Raw genomic sequence first — 23,138 nt, forward strand, 5'->3', positions numbered from 1 at the left:
ATATGGATAATGTATACCAGCATTTCAGAAAAGACGAACAGCTCTTTATCGACTCAGTGTATGACTGGGTCCGTCAAGTAGAAGAACAGTATACACCTTATTTAACGCCCTTCCTCGATCCAAGACAACAATTCATGGTTGAATCCGTTGCTGGTCAGAATAGTGAGATTGTTTTGCATAGTTTTGGCGGATATGAGGCAGCAGAACGCAGACGGATCTTCCTTGCACCAGCTTATTATGAACCGGCGCAAGAAGATTTTAAGGTTTCTATTTGTGAAATCAGCTATCCGGTGAAGTTTGCTGACTTATCTCATGGTAATATTCTCGGATCGCTTATTGGAGCAGGGATCAGCAGAGATACCCTTGGAGATATTGTTACAGATGGTCTCAATTGGCAATGCTTCGTTGACGAAACGATCATGCCATTTCTAATTAGCCAAATCGACAGCATTGGTCGAATCAAAGTGAATCTTGAAGAAAAAGCATACAAAGATATACTTGTTCCAAAAGATAAGTGGGAGAGTACGAGTGTCATCGTTTCTTCTTTGAGAATAGACGTTGTTTTAGCCAATGCTTTTAACTTATCCAGACAACGATCAAAAGAATTGATTGCTTCTGGTAAAGTAAAAGTAAACTGGAATGAAATCGACCGGCCGGATATTGTACTGGGCATTTCAGACGTCCTTTCAATTCGGGGATTTGGCAGAATAAAGCTAAAATCGATCGAAGGAAAAACAAAAAAGGAAAAAATCAGATTAGAATTGGATATCCTGGACAGGAATCAATAAGGTCTTGTATTAATCCAGGATATTCATTATACTAATAAGCAAATCTAACCTAGTCATTTTTAAATAAATCGTTCATAAAAAAATTACGGAGGGACTCGACAATGGCTTTAACTCCAATGGATATACATAACAAAGAATTTTCTGTCAAGATGAGAGGTTACGACCAAGACCAGGTAAATGATTACTTGGATCAGATCATCAAGGATTATGAATTGTTATTGAAACAAAAGAAAGAAACTGAAAAGAAATTGGCTCTTGTAGAAGAAAAACTAGCGAACTATGACCAAATGCAAGATTCTCTGAATAAATCAATCATTGTAGCACAAGATGCCGCAGATCGTCTAAAAGAAAATGCTGAAAAAGAAGCGGAAATGATTACAAAAGAAGCAGAAAATACTGCGGCTCATGTTCGTCAGGATGCAGAGGACCACGCGGATGAGTTATTAAAAGAAGCGGTTGGAAAAGCTAGAAAAATCGAAGAAGAAACAGAAGCTTTACGTAAACAGAGTCGTATTTTTCGTCAGAGATTACAGTTGATGATCGAGTCACAGCTTGAACTTGTAAAAAAGGAAGAGTGGGATGATCTTCTGCAGCCACCTGCTTCTGAAAAAGTTGAAACAAATGTGATCAACGAAGTGAAAACTGAACTTGATGAAAGAGATGAAACGGAGACAGCTGATATCCCGGAAGAATCGGTTAATGAAGATGAACCAAAAGAGCCTCTGTACCAAGAAGGTATGACACCAGCAGTAGAATTACCGAATGTATAAGGTGTTTTTAACAATACTAATATAAATAGCGATCAACTGAAACAAGATAGTCAAAAGAACTTGACAGAGAGCTGAGGAGGGTGTGAACTCAGCAGTAACTTTTGACCGATCATCCTTCAGCAGCTTTTTCAGTGAATGCCAGTAACTGAAAACGTTACTCTGCGTTAAAGAGTCGAGAAAAACAAAGTACATTAAGGAAGACACATCTTCAGTATAAATGCAGACTTTGTTTTTGAAGTAAGGTGGTACCACGGAGATTTCGTCCTTTTTTAGGATGAGGTCTTTTTTTAATGTAAGAAAATATGAATAAAAGAGGGTAAAACATGGAAGTAAAAGATACATTGAATTTATTGAAAACAAAATTCCCTATGCGCGCAGGTCTTCCGAATAAGGAACCAGACCGCCAAGCAGAATGGGAAGAACTAAATATTTATGAAAAAAGACAAGAACTGAATAAAGATAAGAAACCATTTGTCCTGCATGATGGACCTCCATTTGCGAATGGAAATATCCATATGGGACATGCATTGAATAAAGTTTCCAAAGACATTATTGTAAGATACAAATCAATGTCTGGATTTCGTGCGCCTTATGTACCTGGGTGGGATACTCACGGACTGCCGATCGAACAAGCACTCACAAATGCAGGTGTTGATAGAAAATCTATGACAACAGCTGAATACAGAAAACTTTGTGAAGAGTATGCATTGGAGCAAGTTGATACACAGCGTGCTGATTTCAAACGACTAGGTGTTGGTGGAGAATGGGAACATCCTTATATTACTTTGAATAAAGAGTATGAAGCAGAACAGATCAAGGTATTTGGAAAAATGGCTGAAAAAGGATACATTTATCGAGGACTTAAACCCATTTATTGGTCTCCTTCAAGTGAATCTTCTTTAGCAGAAGCAGAGATTGAATATAAAGATGTTAAATCTCCGAATATCTATGTTGCTTTTCCTGTTAAAGACGGCAAAGGCATTTTAGATGAAGCAACTTCATTGATCATCTGGACGACGACACCTTGGACACTGCCTGCAAACTTAGCTATCGCATTGAATCCTGAATTCGATTATGCAGTGCTTAAAGCTGACGGTCGCAAATTTGTTGTTGCTTCAAAAATGGCTGAAGAAGTCGCTGAAACATTAGGCTGGGAAAACGTTGAGTTGATCAAAGAGGTTAAAGGATCTGAGCTGGATCGTGCTACTACTCAACATCCTTTTTACGACCGTGAATCTTTAGTGATCATGGGAGATCATGTTACGTTGGAAAGCGGTACTGGATTAGTACACACAGCTCCTGGACATGGTGAAGAAGACTTTATCGCGGCTCAACAATATGGTCTTAAAGTTCTTTCTCCTGTTGATGAGAAAGGTTGTTTCACAAAAGAAGCGCCTGGTCTTGAAGGTGTATTCTACGATGATGCCAACAAGATGATTACAGAATGGTTAAAAGAAAAAGACGCCTTACTGAAAATCGATTTCTTTACACACAGTTATCCGCATGACTGGAGAACGAAAAAACCTGTTATTTATCGTGCAACACCACAATGGTTTGCTTCTATTAAAGATTTCCGTGAAGACATTTTGGATTCTATTCAAGAAGTTGAATGGCTGCAGCCATGGGGAATGCAGCGAATCTACAACATGGTTCGCGATAGAGGAGACTGGGTTATTTCTCGTCAGAGAGCCTGGGGCGTACCGCTCCCAATTTTTTATGGTGAAAACGGCGATGCCATCATAACACCGGAAACCATTCAACATGTTTCAAAATTGTTTGCTGAACATGGATCAAATGTATGGTTTGAAAGAGAAGCAAAAGATCTTCTGCCAGAAGGATTTGAATCACCAGCAAGTCCGAATGGACATTTTACTAAAGAAACAGATATTATGGATGTCTGGTTTGATTCAGGATCCTCTCACCAAGCTGTATTGAAAACAAGAGATAATCTGACTTTCCCGGCTGATATGTATCTGGAAGGATCAGACCAGTATCGTGGCTGGTTCAACTCAAGCTTGACAACAAGTGTGGCAATCAATGGAGAAGCGCCTTACAGATCTGTGTTGTCTCAAGGATTTGTATTAGATGGCGAAGGGCGCAAGATGAGTAAATCACTTGGAAATACCATTGTGCCAAACAAAGTCATTAAACAAATGGGTGCGGATATTGTCCGCTTATGGGTATCTAGCGTGGATGCTCAAGCTGACGTTCGAGTCAGCATGGAAATCTTGAAACAAGTATCTGAAGTTTACCGTAAAATCAGAAATACGCTACGTTTCTTGATTCAAAACACTGAAGATTTTTCTTATGCTGAAAATAATGTACCTTATGAAGAATTGCGTACAGTAGATCAGTATATGATGAATCGCTTGAATAAGACCGTTTCAAATGTACTTGAAGCGTATGACCAATACGACTTCTCTGATATATACAAAGAAATCAATCAGTTCTGTACAGTTGACATGTCTAACTTCTACGTCAACTTCTCTAAAGATGTTTTGTATATTGACGCACCGGATGCGCACTCACGCCGTGCAATGCAATCTGTATTCTATCAGGTTATCGTGAAACTGACAAAACTATTGACACCTATTATTCCACATACTGCCGAAGAGCTCTGGACTTATCTTCAAGAAGAAGAGGCTTATGCTCAATTAACAGAGATGCCTCAAGTCGAAGACTATCCGGGATCAGAAGCGCTTGTTGAAAAATGGGATCAGTTCATGGACTTAAGAGATCATATTCTGAAAGCAAATGAAGTTGCACGAGAAAATAAAATAATCGGAAAAGATTTTGAAGCAGATACAACGTTATATGCTTCTGGTGAGGTACAAAAATTACTTGAGTCACTGGACACCAACTTGCGTCAAATCCTGATTGCTTCAAATATTACGATCAAAAATCTGTCTGATAAGCCAGAAGATGATGATCGAGTCCTAGACTTTGAGGGATTATCGATTAAAGTAGAGCATATGGAAGGTGAAGTCTGCGAGAGATGTCGAATTACTTCTCCTGACTTGATCGAAGTAGAAGGTGTCGGAAAATTATGCCATAGATGTCACCATATCTGCGAAGAACATTTTCCAGAATTATTCGAAAACTAAGCGATAAGCATTGGTCGAGATCATCTGATCTCGGCCTTTTTTCTGTTTCAATAGTGAGTTAATCCAAAATGAATAGGGATACAATGGAAATAAATGCTAAGCATTTAACAAAAAAACAAAGAAAGCCCTTGCATAGATTCGTGATCTTTTGTATACTTTTAAGTGTAATAGATGCAGTACAGTTGAATGGAAACGGATGATCAGCTCTTATATCATTGAAGTCTGTTGCAAGTATATACTTAGGAGGAAAAGCAGGATGGCAAGAGGAAACGTAAAATGGTTCAATGCAGAAAAAGGATTCGGATTTATTGAAGTAGAAGGCAGTGAAGATGTATTCGTACACTTCAGCGCAATTAACAGCGAAGGGTACAAATCTTTAGATGATGGTCAAGAAGTGGAGTTTGATATTGTAGATGGAGACAGAGGACCTCAAGCTGCTAATGTAAATAAAGTCTAATTGAAAAAACCTCTTTAAACCGGAAAGACCAGGTTTAAAGAGGTTTTTAAATTTAGTTATTAAAAGTTTGGTGATTAGGCTTTTTTAGCAATTAAGCTATATAGGAATACTAAAATAATTGCCCCAATAATTGCAGGGATGATAGCAATACCCCATATACTTGGTCCTAAGTCTCCTAATAAAAATCCACCTAGAGCAGAACCTAAGAACCCTAAAATAATGTTTCCGATGATACCGCCGGGTACTTCTTTACCGATGATTGCCTCACCGATTGCACCTACAATACCACCAATAATCAAACTTAAAATAAATCCTAACATAATTTTTACCTCTCCTTTGCTTCTTTATGTTACTACTATAAAACATTGAGATATTTAGTTCAAACATTTCAACTTATAAGAAAAACTCCTCATAATCATACGAGGAGTTTAAAGGTTAACGATCGTTGATTTTCAAGAGTTGATCTCTTAGGCGATCTTCCATACGAACCAATTGTTTTTCAGCTTCTTGACGTTTTGTACGCCCTTCTTGCTGGATCGATAAGGTCTCTTCTAAAGTTTCAACTAGATCTGTTTGAGTTTTCTCGAGCGTTTCAATATCTATGATGCCGCGCTCATTCTCACGAGCCGTTTCAATAGAAGACTGTTTAAGCATTTCTGAATTCTTAGTCAATAGATCATTGGTTGTCTCAGAAACCTGACGCTGAGCAGTTACGGCTTCTTTCTGACGAAGCAGAGTCAGTGCAACAACAATCTGATTTTTCCATAAAGGAATCGCTGTATTGATTGATGTCTGAATTTTCTCAGACAATGCCTGATTGGTATTTTGAATCAGACGAATCTGCGGGGCTTGCTGGATCGTCATTTGACGAGCCACTTTTAAGTCATAAACTCGTTTTTCTAAACGATTCTGGAACTGATTCAAGTCATTAACACGTTGAACATCCATTTGATTGGTACTGTTCTCAGCTGCTTTCATCGCTTCTGGAATCGTTTGGTTTTGTAGTTCTTCGAGTTTTACCTCTCCAGCTGCAATATAGATGTTTAAGGCTTCAAAGTATTCATAGTTTTTCTCATATAGTGCATCGAGCATTTCATTATCTTTCAACAGCAAATCTTTTTCTTTGTCTAGCTTTACTGCAATCTTATCGATCTGTGCACCGATTTTTTGATATTTTGCGGTCGTCTCATAAATAGAACGATTAATTTTACGGAACATTTTTTTAAAGATATTACGATCATCTGCTCTTAAGTCATCAGGATTACTTTCCTTTAAGCGAAACATCAGATCATTCAGTGTTTCACCAATATGACCTGTTTCCTGATTTTGAACGTGGTTCAATACAGAGTGTGAAAAATCGCCCAGTTTTTGCTGAGCTGTCGATCCATAATTGAGAACGGCGTCGATATCTGTATCTACAATTTGTTTGGAAAGTGCACGTGCTTGTTTCTGGCGTTCTTCCGGCAGTGTATCGATCAGCTTTCTATTTTCAGCTTGTTCAGCTGCAGAAGTATCCTCGGTCTGCATTTGAGGAGCTGGAGGATTTTCCATTGTATTGCCGAACGGGTTAGCCAGCAGATCGTCTAACTCGCTATTTGTTTTGTCTTGTACTTTTGTGGGATTCTGGTTCTGATTATCCACCATAAAAAGTAACATCCTTTCAGAAAAGAGTTTCGTCAGTTTTAATGAACATATTCAAAAGTTATACTTCTTCGTTATGAATAGATTCATGGTTAAATTCATTATCCTTGTCCAGTGATCTTTTTGCAAGCTCTACTTCAACTTCCATATCTTCGATATCATCAGACTTGAATTCCACATAATCTTCTGCGATCTGCTGGCACATTTTATCTAAAGTCTGGGAAGATTTATCCAGCATATCATAGGTCGCTTTGCTCTTAGCCTGATGGTTATCGATTTCCACGTACTTCTCAGAAAGATCAGCTAGAGAAGGCAAGTGGACATAGAGGAACTGATCGACTTCATGTAGTCGATTGGGCTCTTTAATGATTTCTTTGAATAGTGATTTTGTTAAGTGAATCGTGTTATTTCGGTTTTCAATGGCTTTAAGTTTTCCAGTTGCAGTCATATACGTCTCGATTTTTTTGATTTGGTGTTTTGCATTCTGCATCGTTTGACGGAAATATTGAATATCTTCTTTGCCTAATCCTTTTGACTCATAGAAAGCTTCTTTTTCTGAAGAGAGTTTTGGCAGCTTTTGTTTTGTATTATTCGACAAGTGTTTTCTTCCGCGCATATATAGCAGCAGCACTCCGGCAGCAGTACTGAAGAGAGCGGCAGGAATAATTGGGAAGTCAAGTGCAACAAGCATGATGAAAATAAATAAGATGGTTATACAGGTCAGTAAATAAATCAATGTTTCGGCTAATCGATTATTTTTCATTTTAAGTTCCTCCATAAGAATGTCCTTTTGATTTGTACCCTTATTTTATCACAAAATTGAATCATTATGACATAGGACCTAAGGATGATTTAACCGCTTATCATCTAACTAGGCTTTTCATATGCTGCTGGATATAGTATAACTAGAGTAGGCAAAAATACAGTTAGAACATAAAAAGTGTGTAAGTGCTCTAATGATAAGTTCAATTTAACAGATAAACGGAAAGAAGTGAACTAAATGGAATTTGAAGAAAAGACCCTCAGCAGTGAAGTGATCTATGATGGGAAAGTCACTAAATATGTAATAGAAGAGGTGCTGCTTCCAAATGGTCAGCATTCAAAAAGAGAGATCGTAAGGCATGATGGAGCAGCGGCTGTCATAGCATTGACAGAAGACGACAAAATGCTTTTTGTTAAACAGTACCGCAAAGCCATTGAGCAAATTAGTGTTGAAATACCAGCTGGTTTGAAAGATGAAGAGGATGAAGATGGCTTGGTAACGGCTAAACGCGAACTGGAAGAAGAAACTGGGTATCAGGGAGAACAATGGAACTTTGTCACTTCATTTTACAGCACGCCTGGTTTTACAGATGAATTTCTTGAAATCTATGAAGCAAGAGGACTGAAATTAGCGGAAAATCCTCTTCCAAAAGACGAGGACGAGACGATTGAACTGATGACACTCACATTTGAAGAAGCATGGACTGAATATGAAAAAGGAACTTTGAGAGACTCGAAAAGTGTTTTTGCATTATTTTATTGGAAAATGACCAGACTTCAAAATTTCAAATAAAAAGGTAGGAGCATATGCAATCTAGAAAAGACTTGAAACAACAGAAAAAAAAGCAAGAAAAAGAAGACGTTAAAGCAACCAGAAAACAGAAAAAGGACAGCCGTAAAAAAGAGCGGGAATTAGCTAAGCAAGGCAGAACAACCAAAAAGAGATTAGACGAGATGGAACGGTACCGAAAAGTGGAAAAACGACTGACCAGAGCCATTATCGTTGTCGCCTTATTGTTAGCTATTGTGCTCGTATATGCTTTTTATGGATAGTTTTAATCAGTATAAAAAAGGAGTGTTACATAAATGAAGATAGGCATTATAGCTGCTATGGAACAAGAAGTCAGAGTTTTGGTTGACCATATTGAGCATAAGGAAACACAAACGATCGCCAATCAGACTTTCTTTAATGGTACAATCAATCATCAAGAGGTAACGGTTGTCCAGTCAGGTATCGGGAAAGTCAATGCAGCAATCGCAACAGCTTTGTTGATTCAAACTTTTAAAGTAGATGCTGTTATGAATACTGGGTCAGCTGGCGGAATTAAAGAAGGTCTGCATGTAGGAGACCTCGTTCTTTCAACAGAGCTGACGTATAATGATGTGGATGCCCAAGTTTTCGGTTATGACTTTGGACAAGTCCCGCAAATGCCAACCCGCTATCAGGCTGATGCTCAGTTGATAGAGCAAGTTGCTGCAGCAGCTGAGCAGACTGGTTGGAGCATTATCCAGGGACTGATCGTTACAGGAGATTCTTTTATTGCAGATCAAAAGAGAACATCAGAAATCAGAGCAGCATTTTCAGAAGCACTGGTCACTGAAATGGAAGGAACAGCCGTTGCACAGACCTGTTATCAGTTCGATGTTCCAGTAATTGTTATTAGAGCGTTATCGGATACAGCTGACGAGGAAGCTTCAGTTTCCTTTGATACTTTTATTGAGCAAGCCGGGAAACAGTCTGCTGATATGGTCCTGCAATTTTTAACGAATCTATCAGCATAATTCAATACGTATTAACTGAAAATAACTCCGTATACTGGATAAACAGTGAATACGGAGTTATTTACTTAGAAAAATATAAAGGAAGATTCTATGCATAAGACATTCAGAAAAAAAGATTTTGAGATATTTGACATTCAGGGATTAGACGAACGGATGCAAACGATACGTGAGCATATCCAACCCGTTTTTCAGAGTATAGGTGAGCAATATGCTCCACTGGTTTCTGAAGAGACAGGGTATCCTGCCGCATTTCATATTGCTCAGCATATCCGCAGAACAACCAATCCGCCAGAGTCGACATGGAGTGCGATCGGCGGGAATAAACGAGGCTATAAAAAGTTTCCGCATCTTCAGATCGGAATCAACGAAGAGTATATTTTTATCTTTGTATCCATTATCGATCAACCTTTATACGAGCGAGAAATGGGAGAAGCGCTGCTGAATCATCAAGAAAACTGGAATGAACTATCAGAAGATTATGTCATTTCTGGGGACCATACTAAAACGAAAATAGAACCGCTAACGGAGCAGACAGGCATACGATTATTGGAAAGAATGCTGAAGGTCAAAAAAGGAGAAATGATGGTTGGAAGAATCATTTCTTCATCCAGCACTCTGCTGATGGATGCAAAAGCCCAGCGATCTTTTATTGAAGAAACGATAACTCAATTAATGCCTCTCTATAAACAATTATTGGATACTCATCATCGGTTAGAAGAAGCATAGGAGCGTACGTCGCCTGTTGCTTGGAATATAAGCTTTTTTTACAGGGAATAAACTGACATTGCATATCTTTAGACAATTAATAACGTATTCAGTATGATGAATTTATAGCATCCTTTTCATCCATACAAAATATAGGTATCGATGTATAAAGGAAATTAGACAATGGAAGGTGAAAATATGAAAGAATTATTTGCATTTCCAACCGATGAAATTTTGCAGACGGATGAGGTGTATCTGTCTATCTCCTTAAATGCACAAGCAAATGCATTTGAGACAGAGGCCAATCAGATTCAATTTCAGAATCTATTAAAAGAGGCAAAAGAAAAAATCTGCGATCTTTATGACGAAAAAACTTGTGAAACCTTTTTAGATCAAATTAAAGGAGTCAGAGATGATACAAATTTCTGGCGCAGAATATCTGCCAGCGTAGTGTTTTACGTTACAAAAACAGATGCTTATTTTTATAGATTGAGTGTTCCAATAGACAATGGTGTAGTGATTTCCAATCAGGCTTATGTCCTGCCGCTGATTGCCAATTTCCAATATGTCAGCTATTATCACCTATTGTGTCTGAACCATGACAAATTCAGGTTATTTAATGGTCGCGGAGCACAACTGCAAGAAATCCCGCTGCCGGATGATGCACCGACAGATCTTGAAAAAGCACTAGGGGAAGAACTGACTGGCGGACAGTTAAATGCTGCTGATTATAACGGCTCTGCTGGACAAGGAATGTTCCATGGTCATAATGAAAAAAGTAATGAAGTACAAATTGACCAGGATAATTATTTCCGTGTTGTCGACAAATATGTCTTCGAACACTACAGTAAACCGACAGGCTTACCGCTCGTGATTTTTGCTTTACCTGAAAATATTTCTGATTTTGAAAAACTATCTAAGAATCCTCATTTAGATGAGACAAAAGTGGAAGGGTCAACGGCTCAGTTGACTACTGCAGAGATTCAAGACAAAGCAAGCGAAGTAGTCAATGAGATCATTGATCGCCGCTATAAATCATTAGTCGAACGTTTCAATGAAACGACTCCGGAATACCGTCTGGAAGCCCAGTACAGCGACTTGGCGATGGCGAGTATCCAGGGACAAATCGAAACCTTGCTGATTGAAGACCACTATCAAGTAAATGGAACGATCGACGAGAATGGACAATATCACGAAGGCGCTGAGATCAATGCCTATGTTAACCAACTCGTACAAAATGTACTGAAAACAAATGGGAAAGTCTATGTTTTAGAAACAGCCAGCATGCCATCCGATACAGGTATCGCGGCTATTCTGAGATTCTAAACTGTCCAGATGATCTGAACTAAAACTGAGTCGCTCAGCTTTAAGGAGCGGCTTAGTTTTTTATTTGACTAAAACTTGACTTACTGAAGGATATCCGATATACTAGCCTTTGTGTAAAATAATGCAGCAAGAAATGGTAACCGCGTCAACAGTTTCTTAAGTCAGTTAATGAGTAACCTGCGGCTGCGATGGCGAAAGTTCAGAGAAACTGCACGTATTACTGAATTTCTATCCCGTTATTTTACTCCAAAAAAATTATTGGAGGAATACAATCATGGCACGTTTTACAGGGTCATCTTGGAAAAGATCTCGTCGTTTAGGCATTTCTCTTTCAGGAACAGGTAAAGAATTAGCACGTCGTCCATACGCTCCAGGGCAACATGGACCAACAAGCCGTAACAAAGTTTCAGAATACGGAAGTCAATTAAGAGAGAAACAAAAACTACGTTATATGTATGGCGTTAACGAACGTCAATTCTTTAACTTATTTGTTAAAGCTGGTAAAATCCGCGAAGGTAAACACGGTGTTAACTTCATGATCTTACTAGAACAACGTTTAGACAATGTTGTTTACCGTCTTGGTCTTGCGACTACTCGTCGTCAAGCTCGTCAATTGGTAAACCACGGTCACATCACTGTTGATGGAAAACGCGTTGACATCCCTTCTTACAGCGTAAAAGTTGGACAAGTTGTTGGTGTTCGCGAAAAATCTAAAGATGTTAAAGTCATTAGAGAATCTGTTGAATCATTATATGGACGTCCTGACTTCGTTACTTTTGACGAAGAAAAATTAGAAGGTTCATTGACACGTTTACCACTACGTGAAGAAATGCCTGCAGATATCGACGACTCTTACATTGTTGAATACTACAACCGTTAATCTTGATTTATACAAAGTCTGCGCTTTTGCGCAGGCTTTTTTTAGATGAAAAGCGGGAGAAAAATGTTATTAGATTTTGGAGTAAAGGGACTGATTTTTAAAGACGGAAAGTTCCTTGCTGTACATAAAGTAACCTTTCAAGACAAAAGGCTGGAATTGCCCGGCGGCAGAGTGGAGTATGGAGAAAGCATTGAAGAAACGCTGATAAGGGAAGTTAACGAAGAACTCGGACTGGAATTCGCCCCAGTCAAACTCATCGATACATGGAATTATATGAACGATACAAAAGACCATCAAGTAGCAGGGTTAATCTATTTGTGCAAAGTGATCGATGAAGAAAAAGCCATTCAGTTATCTGATGAGCACGATTATTACGAATGGGTATCGATATCAGAAGTATCAAGAATGAATGAAACTTTTTATCCGGTAATGAAAAACTGGAAGTGGACGGAGTTATATTAGCGTAAAAAAAGACTAGCTTGGCTACTCAGTAGTCTCAAAACTAGTCTTATTCAAGATTAAATATGTTTGATCAGTACGCGGACAAATTCTTCCAGCACTTCCTGATCTTCTTCGGTAAAACGATTTTTGATCGGCGCATCAATGTCTAACACACCAATCTGACGGCCGTCTTTAGTCACAGGGACGACAATTTCTGATTCGCTGGCAGCATCACAAGCAATATGGCCAGGAAAAGCATGGACATCAGGTACAAGATAAGTTTCCTGGTCTTTGTAAGCAGAACCGCAAACACCAGAGCCGTTCTTGATTCTTACACAGGCTACTTTTCCTTGAAAAGGTCCAAGAACAAGTTCTTTATCTGCCTCTTCCCAGAGATAAAATCCTGCCCAGTTGATATCCTTCAGTTGTTCGAAGAGCAGAGCAGAAGCATTACTCAGATTCGCAATCATGTTATTTTCGCCTTCAAGCAGTGCTTCCAGCTGTTTATTCAGCATATATTTAGGAGTGGAAGTTGACATCTAATCACCTTTTCATTCAGATTTATACAATAACTAAAGCTATCAACAAAAATGTTTAATTTTTGTAAAGCTATTTAATAGAATTTGCTAGTAAGTATAACATATTTCCTCAATGTTTGATATACTGTTAAGAAGAGAAAAGCAGGCAGAAAGTGTAGATGTTTCAAGAGCCTAGTCGGAGGGAATACAAATGACGTTAAGAATCGTCGTGATCGTTTTAGTGCTATTGATTGTGGCACTATACATAGCAACGTATATAATCAGAAAAAAATATTATCGAACCATTGACGAACTGGATGCAAAAAAAGCAAAAATCATGAAGGAATTTCCCATAGAAAAGATTCAGTCGATCAATCATAAAAGTATGACTGGCCAGTCTCAAGAAACGGCTGAAGAGTTGAAAGCTAAATGGGACCGCATTGAAACGAAAGAATTCCCAATGGTCGAAAGCCTTCTATTTGAAGCAGAGCAAGCAACTGATCGTTACCGGTTTAAAAAGTCCAGAACGGAACAAGAAGCGGCTGAAGGAAAAATACGCGAAGTTGGCGATGCTTTAAAGACGTTGAATCTCTCATTAGATGAACTGATGAAGCGCGAAGAAGACAATCTGAAAAAAATAGAAAACATTAAAAAACGGTATCATACGATTCGAAAAGAGTTACTAGCTAAAAGCTTTTCGTTCGGCAGAGCCGTCGATGCATTGGAAGAGAACCTAGGTACGATGGAACATGACTTCTCTGTTTTTTCTAATCTGACAGCTGAAGGAGATCATGAAGAAGCCAATCAGCTGCTGAGACAGCTGGAAGAAACGATCGACAATATGGAAACCTTGATGGAAGAAATCCCTGAACTGTTAACTGTGATTGATGATGAAATATCTGAACAGGTTCAAGAGCTTGAAGGCGGATATCAATCTCTTAAAGACGAAGGATATGTATTTCCGGATGATTCTATAAAAGAAGATTTGGCTCAAGTCTACGTGAAATTGGAAAGTATCAGTACACATATCGGTGCATTGGAAGTGAGTCATGCTAGATCTGAAATCAGCTCGCTGGAAGAAAAAATTGATCAGACTTATGACAAACTAGAACTTGAAATAGAGTCTAGAGAAGAAGTAAAGGAACTGACCGACCAAATAAGAAAAATCTTCCATTATTTGAAGGAACAAAATCGAAAATTATTTATCGAAATCGATCGGCTTTCTCAAAGCTATGTACTGAATCATGAAGAAGCTGAAAAATCTGATCAATCTCAGCGTATGATCGAAACAGAAGAATCTAAATATATGAAAATTGCAGAGCTGCTTGCTGAAGATCGCTTGCCTTTTTCAGAAGCGAGTCAGCAGTTGAACCATATATTCGATCAACTGGAAACGGTCAATGATCAAATCCAGGCAGTCAGCCAGAATCTGAAAGATTATCGAAACAGCGAACTGGAAATCAAGGCGGATCTGGAAGAAATGGAAAATGCCATGCGCGAAATGAAACGTTATGTAGAGAGCAAACACTTACCCGGTTTACCGGGAAGTTATTTAGACTTCTTCTTCTACACGACAGATCATATTGAGCAATTGAGTCAGTCGATCGCTGCACCGAAGCTGGATATGAAAGAAGTGTTCAGACTGCATGAAATGTGTGAAGATGATGTCGAGCAGCTAGCGAAAGACACGGACGAATTGGTAGACCAGGCTGTGTTAAGTGAATTAGTCAGTCAACGACTATACCGACATAAGACAGAGCATAGTGAAGTATTGGAAACCATTAAGTATAGTCGCAACCTATTTTCAGAAGAGTATGATTATGAAACCTCTTTGAAAATGGTCCGAGAAAAGCTGGAGGCTATTGAACCAGGTGCATTCCAAGAAGTAAAGGATCAATATCTAAAAGAAAAAAATTTCAATTAAAAGAGAAGCTCAGGAGCCTGAATGTGATATAAATTTCACATTCAGGCTCTTTTTTCTAGTTGAAGCTTTCTGAAAATTTGCTATAATGTATACCGTTTGATAATTAACAGCATCGGATGAAAGTTATAAATAGAAGAAGTATAGAAAGAGTGCAGATATGATATATTTTGATAACAGTGCAACAACGAAAATCGATTCTTCTGTATTGGATACCTATAATAAAGTCAGCAAAGCTTATTTCGGAAATCCATCCAGTTTACATGACCTTGGGGAAACGACGACAGGGTTGCTGACACAATCTAGAAAACTGATAGCCAATCTGATCGGTGTAAAAGAAGGAGAAATCTACTTTACCAGCGGAGGCACGGAAGGCGATAACTGGGTTATAAAAGGAACAGCGTTTGAAAAAGCCGCCTACGGTAAACATCTCATAACGTCAGAAATTGAGCATCCCGCAGTTAAAGAATCGATAAAACAGCTGCAAAGAATGGGATGGGAAGTCACTTATCTGCCTGTTGACAAGAATGGGGTCGTTTCAGTCAAGGAGTTAAAAGCCGCTTTAAGAGAAGAGACGGTTCTGGTTTCGGTAATGGCTGTTAACAATGAAACCGGCAGTATTCAACCCATTGATGCTATAGGAACTGTTTTAAAAGACTATCCTTCTGTTCATTTTCATGTAGATGCGGTACAAGCCGTTGGAAAAGTTGACTTTCGCATAGGAGAGAATAGCCGCGTAGATATGGCTGTCTTTTCAGGTCATAAATTTCATGGACCTCGTGGAACAGGGTTTGTGTATGTGAAACAAGGCCGCAAGCTGGAATCCTTAATGAGCGGCGGTGGTCAAGAGACAGGACAGCGCAGCGGTACAGAAAATGTTCCAGGAATTGTTGCCATGGCAAAAGCTTTGAAAATTGCGATGGAGCAGCAAAGCGAAAAGCAAGGAAAAATGCGTAAGTTGATGGATTCCCTTCGTCAGTATTTATCTTCATTAGATTTTGTCACCATCTTTACCCCTGAAGAAAGTGCACCGCATATTCTATGCTTCGGCATAAAAGGAATAAAGGGAGAAGTAACCGTTCATGCTTTGGAAAAAGAAGGGATCTTTGTTTCGACAACGAGTGCCTGCTCCAGTAAAAAGCAAGCTGAATCCAGTACACTTACTGCGATGGGCATCCCTAAATCAGTGGCTGAGACGGCTATCCGAGTTAGCCTGACGGATTTGAATACACAAGAGGAAATGAATAGATTTGTCGATACATTCAATACCATATATCAATCATTCAAAGTGATCCAATAGAATAGAGGGAAACCATGATTACAGAAGTAATGGCAAGATACGGTGAGTTATCCACAAAAGGAAAAAATCGTAAACAATTTATAAAACAGTTAGGCAATAATGTCAGAGCAGCTTTTGAAGGCTCTCCAAATTTGAAAATCAAGGCCCACAGAGACCGTCTGCATATCGAACTGAACGGAGAAGAAGCTGAACCCGTAATAGAACGCTTGAGTATGATCTTTGGGATTCAAACGATTTCCCCGGTCGTTAAAACGGAAAAATCAATTGAAGCAGCTAAAACAGCCGCATTATTTTTAGTACAATCTCAATTTTCACCTGGAAAGTCTTTTAAAATCACGACTAGAAGAGCAGACCATAACTGGGAATATGACACAAATGAAGTAAACCAGCTATTAGGAGACTATATTTATAAGGCCATTCCCGGTATTCAAGTTAAGATGAAAAATCCTTCTATCAATGTTCGAGTAGAAGTCAGATTGGATGGATTATTTATTTCTGTAGATTCTACTAAGGGTGCTGGAGGATTACCGACCGGAACAAGCGGAAAAGGTATGTTGATGCTGTCTGGTGGAATTGATTCTCCAGTAGCCGGATATTTGGCAATGAAAAAAGGAATCAATCTTGAGGCAGTACATTTTCATAGTCCGCCTTACACAAGTCCTCAGGCACTGCAAAAAGCAAAAGACCTTGCAGAAAAATTAACAAAATTTTCTGGACCGATACCCTTTATCGAAGTGCCATTCACAGAAATCCAAGAAACCATCAAGCAGCATGTACCTCAAGGCTATATCATGACGATCACTCGTCGTATGATGATGAGGATAACGGACCAATTGCGCGAGCAGAGAGAAGGTCTGGCTATTGTAAATGGAGAGTCGCTTGGACAAGTTGCTTCTCAGACAATGGAAAGTATGGCTGTCATCAACGAAGTTACTCATGCACCGATATTAAGACCATTGATATCAATGGATAAAACAGAAATCATTGAGTTGGCAGAAAAAATCGATACATTTGATTTAGCTATTTTACCGTATGAAGACTGCTGTACGATTTTCACACCGCCAAAGCCTAGAACAAAACCAAAGTTGAAACATGTTTTGGAAATTGAAGAAAAGATGGACGTCGAAGGTCTGGTGCAAAGAGCGGTCGCTGGTATTCAGATGGAAGAAATCTCTGAAAACACAAATCAGGATACTAAACAGAAACAGTTATTTGAGAATCTTCTGTAGTTTTTGTTGTACAATCTCTAGTTAGAACGTTAAAATAAATATAATACTAGATAGAAAGAGGTTGTTCACATGGATGTAATGATGAAAGGTAAACAGCTTGCGACAAATTCAACCGTTCCAAACAAAGGGGATCAGGCACCGGATTTTTCTTTAAAAGATCTGAATGATCAAACAGTCACCTTATCAGAGCATAAAGGAGAGGTTGTCTTGATCAGTACTTTCCCTGATATCAACACAAGTACTTGCTCCAGACAGACGGCACGGTTCAATGATATGGCAAGTTCTCTGGATAGTACCCGTATCTTGTCCATTTCTACAAATACTGTAGAAGAACAAAAAGAATGGTGTGCAGCTAAACAAATCGATATGGATCTGCTTCATGATAGCGATCGATCTTTTTCTAAAGCGTATGGATTGTATATTGAAGAACTGGATAAAACGGCAAGAGCTGTATTCGTTTTGAATCGAAGCGGTCAAATTGTTTATAGAGAAGTCGTTAAAGAAATGTCTGAAGATCCGAATTATGAAGAAGCCATTGCAGCTGCCAGACATGAAGAAGCGGAATTGTCTTAAAGAAAAGCTTTCTTTTCAAATGCTGGTCTGATAGAATATACAACATAATAAAATCACATTGAGCGATGATCAAGAGGAGTATCGAACAGATTCTGTTATAGAGAACGGGTGCATGGTGAAAATCCCGTATAGAATGGTTTGAGAAGTAGCTTGTGAGCCAACAGAGTGAACATTAGTAGCTTTGTTTGAAGTAACGGGTCATTACCCCCGTTTATGAAGAGGACTGAAAGGATAAATGTTTCAGTCAATTTAGGTGGTACCGCGAATGAGAAGCATTCGTCCTATTGTGAAAACATTAGGATGGATGCTTTTTTAATGCAGTCGTTCAATACTTAATGAAAATGAAGGAGTCGATAGACAATGGCAGAAGAACTAGAAATGTCCACAAAGTATCAGCCGACTGAAGTTGAAGCCGGCAGATATGAAAAATGGCTGGAAATGGATTTATTTAAGCCAAATGAAGATCCATCAGCGGAACCGTATTCCATTGTTATCCCACCGCCCAATGTAACGGGGAAACTGCATCTTGGACATGCTTGGGATACAACATTGCAGGATATTATTATCCGTCAAAAGAGAATGCAGGGTTACGATACTTTATGGCTGCCGGGGATGGATCACGCAGGGATCGCAACTCAGGCAAAAGTAGAAGAAAAATTAGCTCAAGACGGTATTTCCCGCTATGATCTGGGACGAGAAAAGTTCCTTGAAAAAGTATGGGATTGGAAAGAAGAATATGCAGGGAACATACGTGATCAATGGGCAAAAGTAGGGATTTCTGTAGATTACAGCCGTGAACGATTTACCTTGGATGAAGGACTGAATAAAGCTGTAAATAAGGTGTTTGTTGACTTATATAATAAAGGCTTGATCTACCGCGGCGAGTATATTATCAACTGGGATCCGAAAGCGCAGACTGCGTTGTCTGACATTGAAGTAGAGCATAAAGAAGTTAATGGCGCTTTTTATCATATGCGTTATCCTTTAACAGATGGATCAGGCGAAGTAGAGATTGCAACCACTCGTCCTGAAACGATGCTGGGGGATACAGCAGTAGCGGTCCATCCGGAAGATGAACGCTATCAGCATCTGATCGGGAAAACACTGACCCTTCCTTTAGTCGGCAGAGAGCTGCCGATCATAGCAGATGACTATGTAGAAATGGAATTCGGAACAGGTGTCGTTAAAATTACACCCGCACATGATCCCAATGACTTTGAAATCGGCAATCGCCACAACCTGACGCGGATAAATGTTATGAACAATGACGGAACGATGAATGATCAAGCTGGAGACTATGCCGGAATGGAGCGCTTTGCAGCTAGAAAACAAATCATCAAAGACTTGAAAGAACAAGAATATTTAATCAAAGTTGAAGATATGGTTCACAGCGTCGGTCACTCTGAACGAACAGGGGTTGTTGTAGAACCGAGATTGTCTACACAGTGGTTCGTTAAAATGGGGCCATTGTCTGAACAAGCCCTAAATAATCAGAATACAGAGAATAAGGTCAATTTTGTACCGGAACGTTTTGAAAAGACATTCAACAATTGGATGGAAAATGTCCATGACTGGGTTATTTCAAGACAATTATGGTGGGGTCATAGAATTCCGGCATGGTACCATAATGAAACTGGAGAAATCTATGTAGGAGAAGCAGCACCGGAAGATGCAGAAAACTGGTCACAAGATAATGATGTACTGGACACTTGGTTCAGTTCTGCTTTATGGCCATTTTCAACCATGGGCTGGCCAGATATAGATGCTGGAGACTTTAAACGTTATTTCCCTACCAGCACTTTGGTAACAGGATATGACATAATCTTCTTCTGGGTCAGCAGAATGATTTTCCAGAGTTTAGAATTCACTGACGAGCGCCCCTTTAAACATGTCTTGATCCACGGACTGATCCGAGATGAACAAGGCCGCAAGATGAGTAAATCACTTGGAAACGGAATCGACCCCATGGAAGTCATTGACCAGTATGGTGCTGATGCTTTGCGCTGGTTCTTATCTAATGGATCTGCTCCAGGGCAGGATGTTCGTTTCAGTTATGAAAAAATGGATGCTGCCTGGAATTTTATCAATAAAATCTGGAATGCCAGCCGTTATGTCATTATGAACTTGGAAGACTTCAAGTATGAAGACATCAACTTGACAGGCGAAAAAGGAATTGCAGATAAGTGGATCTTAGCGCGCTTGAATGAAGTCATCGGGCAGGTAACGGATCTTTTTGAAAAGTTCGAGTTCGGAGAAGCCGGACGTGCTTTATATAAATTCATTTGGGATGATTATTGTGACTGGTATATCGAAATGAGTAAAGAAATTCTCTTCAACGGTACCGACGAAGAGAAGAATACAACAAGAAGCGTATTAGTCCATGTTCTGGATCAGACATTACGCTTACTGCACCCAATTATGCCATTTGTAACAGAGGAAATCTGGGAAAATATGCCGCATGTCGGAGAATCACTGGTTGTGGCAGCTTATCCTGAACCAGAAGAAGACTTTGATGATTCTATTGCTATCTCAAATATGGATATGCTGATCGAACTGATTCGTGCTGTGAGAACCATCAGAGCAGAGGTAAATCGTCCATTATCGAAGCCGATCGATATCTTGATCAAAGCGAAAAGCGATCAAGAGAAAGCTTTCCTTACTGAAAACAGCAGCTTTATCGAACGCTTCTGTAATCCGGAAACACTGAGAATTGATACAGAGATCGATGTACCGGATGAAGTGAAGACAGCTGTTGTCAGCGGAGCTGAATTATTTTTACCTCTAGCAGGACTTGTTGATGTGGATGAAGAAATTGGACGCTTAGAAAAAGAGTTGGATAAATGGTCTAAGGAAATCAAACGAGTTGAAGGCAAGTTAGCAAACGAGAAGTTCGTGCAGAATGCACCTGAAAAAGTTGTCGAAGAAGAGCGCAGCAAAGGAGAAGAATATCGCCAGCGTCATGCAGCCGTTTCTGAGCAACTTGAAAAACTTAAAGGATTAAAAGGAGCTTAATATGAGCCGTGTAAAAGCTGTAATTTTTGATATGGATGGATTAATGTTTGATACCGAGACTATTTATTATCAATCCAATCAAGCCACTGCTGATTCAATCGGTCTGCCGTTCAATTATGCTTTTTATGAAAAGTATATCGGGACCAGTGAAAAAGACTTTTTCAATGCGCTTCACAATGAGCATCATGATGAAAAGCTGGTTCAGTTGTTCATTGAGAAAAGCAAGATTGATATCGAGACTGCATTATTAGCAAAACCGCTGCCTCAAAAGAAAGGCCTGCGCGCTTTGCTGGACTATCTTAAGGAGAAAGAAATCGAAATGGTGGTAGCTTCCAGTACTGAACACAGATTGGTAGAGACGTTGATCCAAAATGCAGACTTATCCCATTATTTTAGTGGAATCGTCGGCGGAGATGAAGTTGAAAACTCTAAACCTGACCCTGCTATTTTTCTTAAAGCACTCAGCAAAACCAAAGCAGAAAAAGCAGAAGCGCTTGTACTAGAAGACTCACTAAACGGTGTAAGAGCTGCGCATGCAGCAGGAATTCCAGTCATCATGGTACCTGACCTGTTGAATCCGGACGGAGAAGCCCAAGAAAAAGCGACAGCTGTATTGGAAGATTTGACTGAAGTTATTTCATATATTAAAAAGTAAAAAAATCACAATAAAAACATTACTTTTACTTTATCTTGCTAATATATATATTGAGGGGAGCCATTATGAGCTCCTCTTTTTATTGTATAGAGGAGGATAAGAATTGATGAATCCCGCACAAAAATTTTTAGATGTACCTACTCAATCCAGACCGAGAGAACGACTGGAAAATTATGGACCCAAAGCATTGGCTAATCATGAACTGTTGGCTATTTTACTGCGGACAGGAACTAAAAATATGAATGTACTGCAGCTTAGTATGAATGTATTATCTGAATTTGATGATTTATTTATGCTTAGACAAGTGACAGCAGAAGAATTGATGGCAATATCCGGTATAGGGAAAGCTAAAGCGATTGAAATGATTGCAGCGATCGAATTCGGAAACCGTGTGGCCAGGGCTTCACAAATAAAGGAAGGAACTGTAACTTCCAGTTCATATGTAGGAAGTCTACTATTAGACGAGCTAAGCGGGCTTAGCCAGGAACATGTAATGGCGCTGTATTTAAATACCAAAAATGAAATCATAAAAAAAGAAACAGTGTTCAAAGGCTCGCTGAATAGTTCGGTAGCGCATCCCAGAGAGATATTCCGCGGAGCGGTCAAGTACGCTGCCGCTAGAGTCATTATTGCGCATAACCATCCTTCGGGCAATCCTGAGCCTTCTGAAGCAGATCTGTCCTTTACGAAGAGAATGGCACAAGCTGGAGAAATGATCGGAATCGAAGTACTTGATCACATTATTATTGGGGAAGAAGCTTACGTTAGTTTAAGGGAACAAGGAATATTGTAATTATGGACAGCGTTTTCAGTTATTAGCATAAATTAGATTGGTTTAAGCGGCAGAAGAAAGAAATAGAGTTTATAAATTTCAAAAAAAAGCTAAAAAATAATTTAGATTAATTAAGCATTAAGCTTGCTTTATTTTTTTTAGCGTGTTATAGTTTAGTTAGCATTTTGTTAGGGAAAGAAAAAAGAGATGTGTAAGAACATTCCGATTCGTACCTATAGCAATAATGTGAAATATAATGTGCTTTACGGCACGAGGAGGAAAAAGTAACATGGAAAACGGTACAGTAAAATGGTTTAACGCAGAAAAAGGTTTTGGATTCATCGAACGTGAAGGTGCAGACGATGTATTCGTACACTTCTCAGCTATCAACGAAGAAGGATTCAAATCTCTAGAAGAAGGACAAGCAGTTTCTTTCGACATCGAAGAAGGCGCTCGCGGACCTCAAGCAGCTAACGTAGAAAAAATTTAATTTAATTTAACA

23 protein-coding genes and 2 other annotated features are annotated in these 23,138 nt (G+C 39.1%); of the genes, 19 read left to right on the plus strand and 4 right to left on the minus strand.

Annotation, left to right across the window (positions count from 1 at the left end):
- Positions 1–2 precede the first annotated feature (2 nt).
- From B6F02_RS04510 to B6F02_RS04525, 4 genes are all read left to right on the plus strand, one after another.
- A complete protein-coding gene (locus B6F02_RS04510; RefSeq protein WP_080146181.1) occupies positions 3–788 on the plus strand; it encodes a YlmH family RNA-binding protein in 786 nt (261 codons plus the stop codon).
- A gap of 101 nt (positions 789–889) precedes the next feature.
- Complete coding sequence (locus B6F02_RS04515) at positions 890–1,558, plus strand: DivIVA domain-containing protein (protein WP_080146182.1); 669 nt, start codon at positions 890–892, stop codon at positions 1,556–1,558.
- A 22-nt stretch (positions 1,559–1,580) separates the two neighbouring features.
- Positions 1,581–1,828 (plus strand) — a binding site (T-box leader).
- A gap of 53 nt (positions 1,829–1,881) precedes the next feature.
- The gene (gene ileS / locus B6F02_RS04520) at positions 1,882–4,662 is read left to right on the plus strand and encodes an isoleucine--tRNA ligase (RefSeq protein WP_080146183.1); all 2,781 of its coding nucleotides are present in this window, start codon (positions 1,882–1,884) and stop codon (positions 4,660–4,662) included.
- Positions 4,663–4,918: 256 nt separating this feature from the next.
- Positions 4,919–5,119, plus strand: a complete 201-nt coding sequence (locus B6F02_RS04525; RefSeq protein ID WP_080146184.1) for a cold shock domain-containing protein — start codon at positions 4,919–4,921, stop codon at positions 5,117–5,119.
- A gap of 74 nt (positions 5,120–5,193) precedes the next feature.
- Here the strand turns inward: B6F02_RS04525 and B6F02_RS04530 are convergent, their stop codons facing one another.
- The 3 genes from B6F02_RS04530 to B6F02_RS04540 form a co-directional block, all read right to left on the minus strand.
- Positions 5,194–5,439 carry a GlsB/YeaQ/YmgE family stress response membrane protein gene (locus B6F02_RS04530; RefSeq protein ID WP_080146185.1) on the minus strand — a complete coding sequence of 82 codons (246 nt, stop codon included), beginning with the start codon at positions 5,437–5,439 and terminating at the stop codon, positions 5,194–5,196.
- A 115-nt stretch (positions 5,440–5,554) separates the two neighbouring features.
- Positions 5,555–6,763: a toxic anion resistance protein gene (locus B6F02_RS04535; RefSeq protein ID WP_080146186.1), complete on the minus strand. Its 1,209-nt coding sequence runs from the start codon at positions 6,761–6,763 to the stop codon at positions 5,555–5,557.
- Between the two features lie 58 nt (positions 6,764–6,821).
- On the minus strand, positions 6,822–7,523 hold the full coding sequence (locus tag B6F02_RS04540) for a 5-bromo-4-chloroindolyl phosphate hydrolysis family protein (protein WP_143745218.1): 702 nt from the start codon (positions 7,521–7,523) through the stop codon (positions 6,822–6,824).
- Positions 7,524–7,760: 237 nt separating this feature from the next.
- Here B6F02_RS04540 and B6F02_RS04545 point away from each other — a divergent pair, with 237 nt between their 5' ends.
- The 7 genes from B6F02_RS04545 (at position 7,761) to B6F02_RS04575 (ending at position 12,677) form a co-directional block, all read left to right on the plus strand.
- A complete protein-coding gene (locus B6F02_RS04545; RefSeq protein WP_080146188.1) occupies positions 7,761–8,315 on the plus strand; it encodes an NUDIX hydrolase in 555 nt (184 codons plus the stop codon).
- A gap of 14 nt (positions 8,316–8,329) precedes the next feature.
- Positions 8,330–8,575 carry a hypothetical protein gene (locus B6F02_RS04550; protein ID WP_080146189.1) on the plus strand — a complete coding sequence of 82 codons (246 nt, stop codon included), beginning with the start codon at positions 8,330–8,332 and terminating at the stop codon, positions 8,573–8,575.
- Between the two features lie 33 nt (positions 8,576–8,608).
- Positions 8,609–9,304: a 5'-methylthioadenosine/adenosylhomocysteine nucleosidase gene (locus tag B6F02_RS04555; RefSeq protein ID WP_080146190.1), complete on the plus strand. Its 696-nt coding sequence runs from the start codon at positions 8,609–8,611 to the stop codon at positions 9,302–9,304.
- A 90-nt stretch (positions 9,305–9,394) separates the two neighbouring features.
- Positions 9,395–10,030 carry a DUF1054 family protein gene (locus B6F02_RS04560; RefSeq protein ID WP_080146191.1) on the plus strand — a complete coding sequence of 212 codons (636 nt, stop codon included), beginning with the start codon at positions 9,395–9,397 and terminating at the stop codon, positions 10,028–10,030.
- Positions 10,031–10,192: 162 nt separating this feature from the next.
- Positions 10,193–11,335 carry a baeRF6 domain-containing protein gene (locus B6F02_RS04565; protein WP_080146192.1) on the plus strand — a complete coding sequence of 381 codons (1,143 nt, stop codon included), beginning with the start codon at positions 10,193–10,195 and terminating at the stop codon, positions 11,333–11,335.
- Between the two features lie 274 nt (positions 11,336–11,609).
- On the plus strand, positions 11,610–12,215 hold the full coding sequence (gene rpsD, locus B6F02_RS04570) for a 30S ribosomal protein S4 (protein WP_080146193.1): 606 nt from the start codon (positions 11,610–11,612) through the stop codon (positions 12,213–12,215).
- A 63-nt stretch (positions 12,216–12,278) separates the two neighbouring features.
- Positions 12,279–12,677 (plus strand): NUDIX hydrolase, encoded by a 399-nt coding sequence (locus B6F02_RS04575; protein ID WP_179128524.1) that lies wholly within the window; start codon positions 12,279–12,281, stop codon positions 12,675–12,677.
- Between the two features lie 56 nt (positions 12,678–12,733).
- Here the strand turns inward: B6F02_RS04575 and B6F02_RS04580 are convergent, their stop codons facing one another.
- Complete coding sequence (locus B6F02_RS04580) at positions 12,734–13,195, minus strand: GAF domain-containing protein (RefSeq protein ID WP_080146195.1); 462 nt, start codon at positions 13,193–13,195, stop codon at positions 12,734–12,736.
- Positions 13,196–13,385: 190 nt separating this feature from the next.
- On the opposite strand from B6F02_RS04580, the gene B6F02_RS04585 reads away from it, so the two are divergent.
- The 8 genes from B6F02_RS04585 to B6F02_RS04620 all read left to right on the plus strand — a co-directional run bounded on the left by B6F02_RS04585 (position 13,386) and on the right by B6F02_RS04620 (position 23,126).
- On the plus strand, positions 13,386–15,098 hold the full coding sequence (locus tag B6F02_RS04585; protein ID WP_080146196.1) for a septation ring formation regulator EzrA: 1,713 nt from the start codon (positions 13,386–13,388) through the stop codon (positions 15,096–15,098).
- Between the two features lie 157 nt (positions 15,099–15,255).
- Positions 15,256–16,395 carry a cysteine desulfurase family protein gene (locus B6F02_RS04590; protein WP_080146197.1) on the plus strand — a complete coding sequence of 380 codons (1,140 nt, stop codon included), beginning with the start codon at positions 15,256–15,258 and terminating at the stop codon, positions 16,393–16,395.
- 14 nt (positions 16,396–16,409) lie between these two features.
- Positions 16,410–17,624, plus strand: a complete 1,215-nt coding sequence (thiI, locus tag B6F02_RS04595) for a tRNA uracil 4-sulfurtransferase ThiI (RefSeq protein WP_080146198.1) — start codon at positions 16,410–16,412, stop codon at positions 17,622–17,624.
- Positions 17,625–17,693: 69 nt separating this feature from the next.
- Positions 17,694–18,197: a thiol peroxidase gene (gene tpx / locus B6F02_RS04600; protein WP_080146199.1), complete on the plus strand. Its 504-nt coding sequence runs from the start codon at positions 17,694–17,696 to the stop codon at positions 18,195–18,197.
- A gap of 56 nt (positions 18,198–18,253) precedes the next feature.
- Positions 18,254–18,484: a binding site (T-box leader), on the plus strand.
- Positions 18,485–18,557: 73 nt separating this feature from the next.
- Positions 18,558–21,209, plus strand: coding sequence for a valine--tRNA ligase (locus B6F02_RS04605; protein WP_080146200.1), 2,652 nt, complete (start codon positions 18,558–18,560; stop codon positions 21,207–21,209).
- Position 21,210: 1 nt separating this feature from the next.
- Positions 21,211–21,864, plus strand: a complete 654-nt coding sequence (locus tag B6F02_RS04610) for an HAD family hydrolase (protein ID WP_080146201.1) — start codon at positions 21,211–21,213, stop codon at positions 21,862–21,864.
- A 106-nt stretch (positions 21,865–21,970) separates the two neighbouring features.
- Positions 21,971–22,657, plus strand: coding sequence for a RadC family protein (gene radC, locus B6F02_RS04615; RefSeq protein ID WP_080146202.1), 687 nt, complete (start codon positions 21,971–21,973; stop codon positions 22,655–22,657).
- A gap of 268 nt (positions 22,658–22,925) precedes the next feature.
- Positions 22,926–23,126, plus strand: coding sequence for a cold-shock protein (locus tag B6F02_RS04620; RefSeq protein ID WP_080146203.1), 201 nt, complete (start codon positions 22,926–22,928; stop codon positions 23,124–23,126).
- Positions 23,127–23,138: the final 12 nt, after the last annotated feature.

This window comes from Marinilactibacillus piezotolerans (assembly GCF_900169305.1).
GTDB classification, from domain to species: Bacteria; Bacillota; Bacilli; order Lactobacillales; family Carnobacteriaceae_A; genus Marinilactibacillus; species Marinilactibacillus piezotolerans_A.

Excerpts from the sequence above, each read along its gene's own strand:
- B6F02_RS04590 (WP_080146197.1), top strand. The coding sequence starts at position 15,256 with ATGATATATTTTGATAACAGTGCAACAACGAAAATCGATTCTTCTGTA.
- B6F02_RS04555 (WP_080146190.1), top strand. The coding sequence starts at position 8,609 with ATGAAGATAGGCATTATAGCTGCTATGGAACAAGAAGTCAGAGTTTTG.
- B6F02_RS04530 (WP_080146185.1), bottom strand. The coding sequence starts at position 5,439 with ATGTTAGGATTTATTTTAAGTTTGATTATTGGTGGTATTGTAGGTGCA.
- B6F02_RS04605 (WP_080146200.1), top strand. The coding sequence starts at position 18,558 with ATGGCAGAAGAACTAGAAATGTCCACAAAGTATCAGCCGACTGAAGTT.
- B6F02_RS04585 (WP_080146196.1), top strand. The coding sequence starts at position 13,386 with ATGACGTTAAGAATCGTCGTGATCGTTTTAGTGCTATTGATTGTGGCA.
- B6F02_RS04560 (WP_080146191.1), top strand. The coding sequence starts at position 9,395 with ATGCATAAGACATTCAGAAAAAAAGATTTTGAGATATTTGACATTCAG.
- B6F02_RS04515 (WP_080146182.1), top strand. The coding sequence starts at position 890 with ATGGCTTTAACTCCAATGGATATACATAACAAAGAATTTTCTGTCAAG.
- B6F02_RS04580 (WP_080146195.1), bottom strand. The coding sequence starts at position 13,195 with ATGTCAACTTCCACTCCTAAATATATGCTGAATAAACAGCTGGAAGCA.
- B6F02_RS04545 (WP_080146188.1), top strand. The coding sequence starts at position 7,761 with ATGGAATTTGAAGAAAAGACCCTCAGCAGTGAAGTGATCTATGATGGG.
- B6F02_RS04550 (WP_080146189.1), top strand. The coding sequence starts at position 8,330 with ATGCAATCTAGAAAAGACTTGAAACAACAGAAAAAAAAGCAAGAAAAA.
- B6F02_RS04535 (WP_080146186.1), bottom strand. The coding sequence starts at position 6,763 with ATGGTGGATAATCAGAACCAGAATCCCACAAAAGTACAAGACAAAACA.
- B6F02_RS04540 (WP_143745218.1), bottom strand. The coding sequence starts at position 7,523 with ATGAAAAATAATCGATTAGCCGAAACATTGATTTATTTACTGACCTGT.
- B6F02_RS04525 (WP_080146184.1), top strand. The coding sequence starts at position 4,919 with ATGGCAAGAGGAAACGTAAAATGGTTCAATGCAGAAAAAGGATTCGGA.
- B6F02_RS04565 (WP_080146192.1), top strand. The coding sequence starts at position 10,193 with ATGGAAGGTGAAAATATGAAAGAATTATTTGCATTTCCAACCGATGAA.
- radC (WP_080146202.1), top strand. The coding sequence starts at position 21,971 with ATGAATCCCGCACAAAAATTTTTAGATGTACCTACTCAATCCAGACCG.
- rpsD (WP_080146193.1), top strand. The coding sequence starts at position 11,610 with ATGGCACGTTTTACAGGGTCATCTTGGAAAAGATCTCGTCGTTTAGGC.
- B6F02_RS04610 (WP_080146201.1), top strand. The coding sequence starts at position 21,211 with ATGAGCCGTGTAAAAGCTGTAATTTTTGATATGGATGGATTAATGTTT.
- thiI (WP_080146198.1), top strand. The coding sequence starts at position 16,410 with ATGATTACAGAAGTAATGGCAAGATACGGTGAGTTATCCACAAAAGGA.
- B6F02_RS04575 (WP_179128524.1), top strand. The coding sequence starts at position 12,279 with ATGTTATTAGATTTTGGAGTAAAGGGACTGATTTTTAAAGACGGAAAG.
- ileS (WP_080146183.1), top strand. The coding sequence starts at position 1,882 with ATGGAAGTAAAAGATACATTGAATTTATTGAAAACAAAATTCCCTATG.
- B6F02_RS04510 (WP_080146181.1), top strand. The coding sequence starts at position 3 with ATGGATAATGTATACCAGCATTTCAGAAAAGACGAACAGCTCTTTATC.
- tpx (WP_080146199.1), top strand. The coding sequence starts at position 17,694 with ATGGATGTAATGATGAAAGGTAAACAGCTTGCGACAAATTCAACCGTT.
- B6F02_RS04620 (WP_080146203.1), top strand. The coding sequence starts at position 22,926 with ATGGAAAACGGTACAGTAAAATGGTTTAACGCAGAAAAAGGTTTTGGA.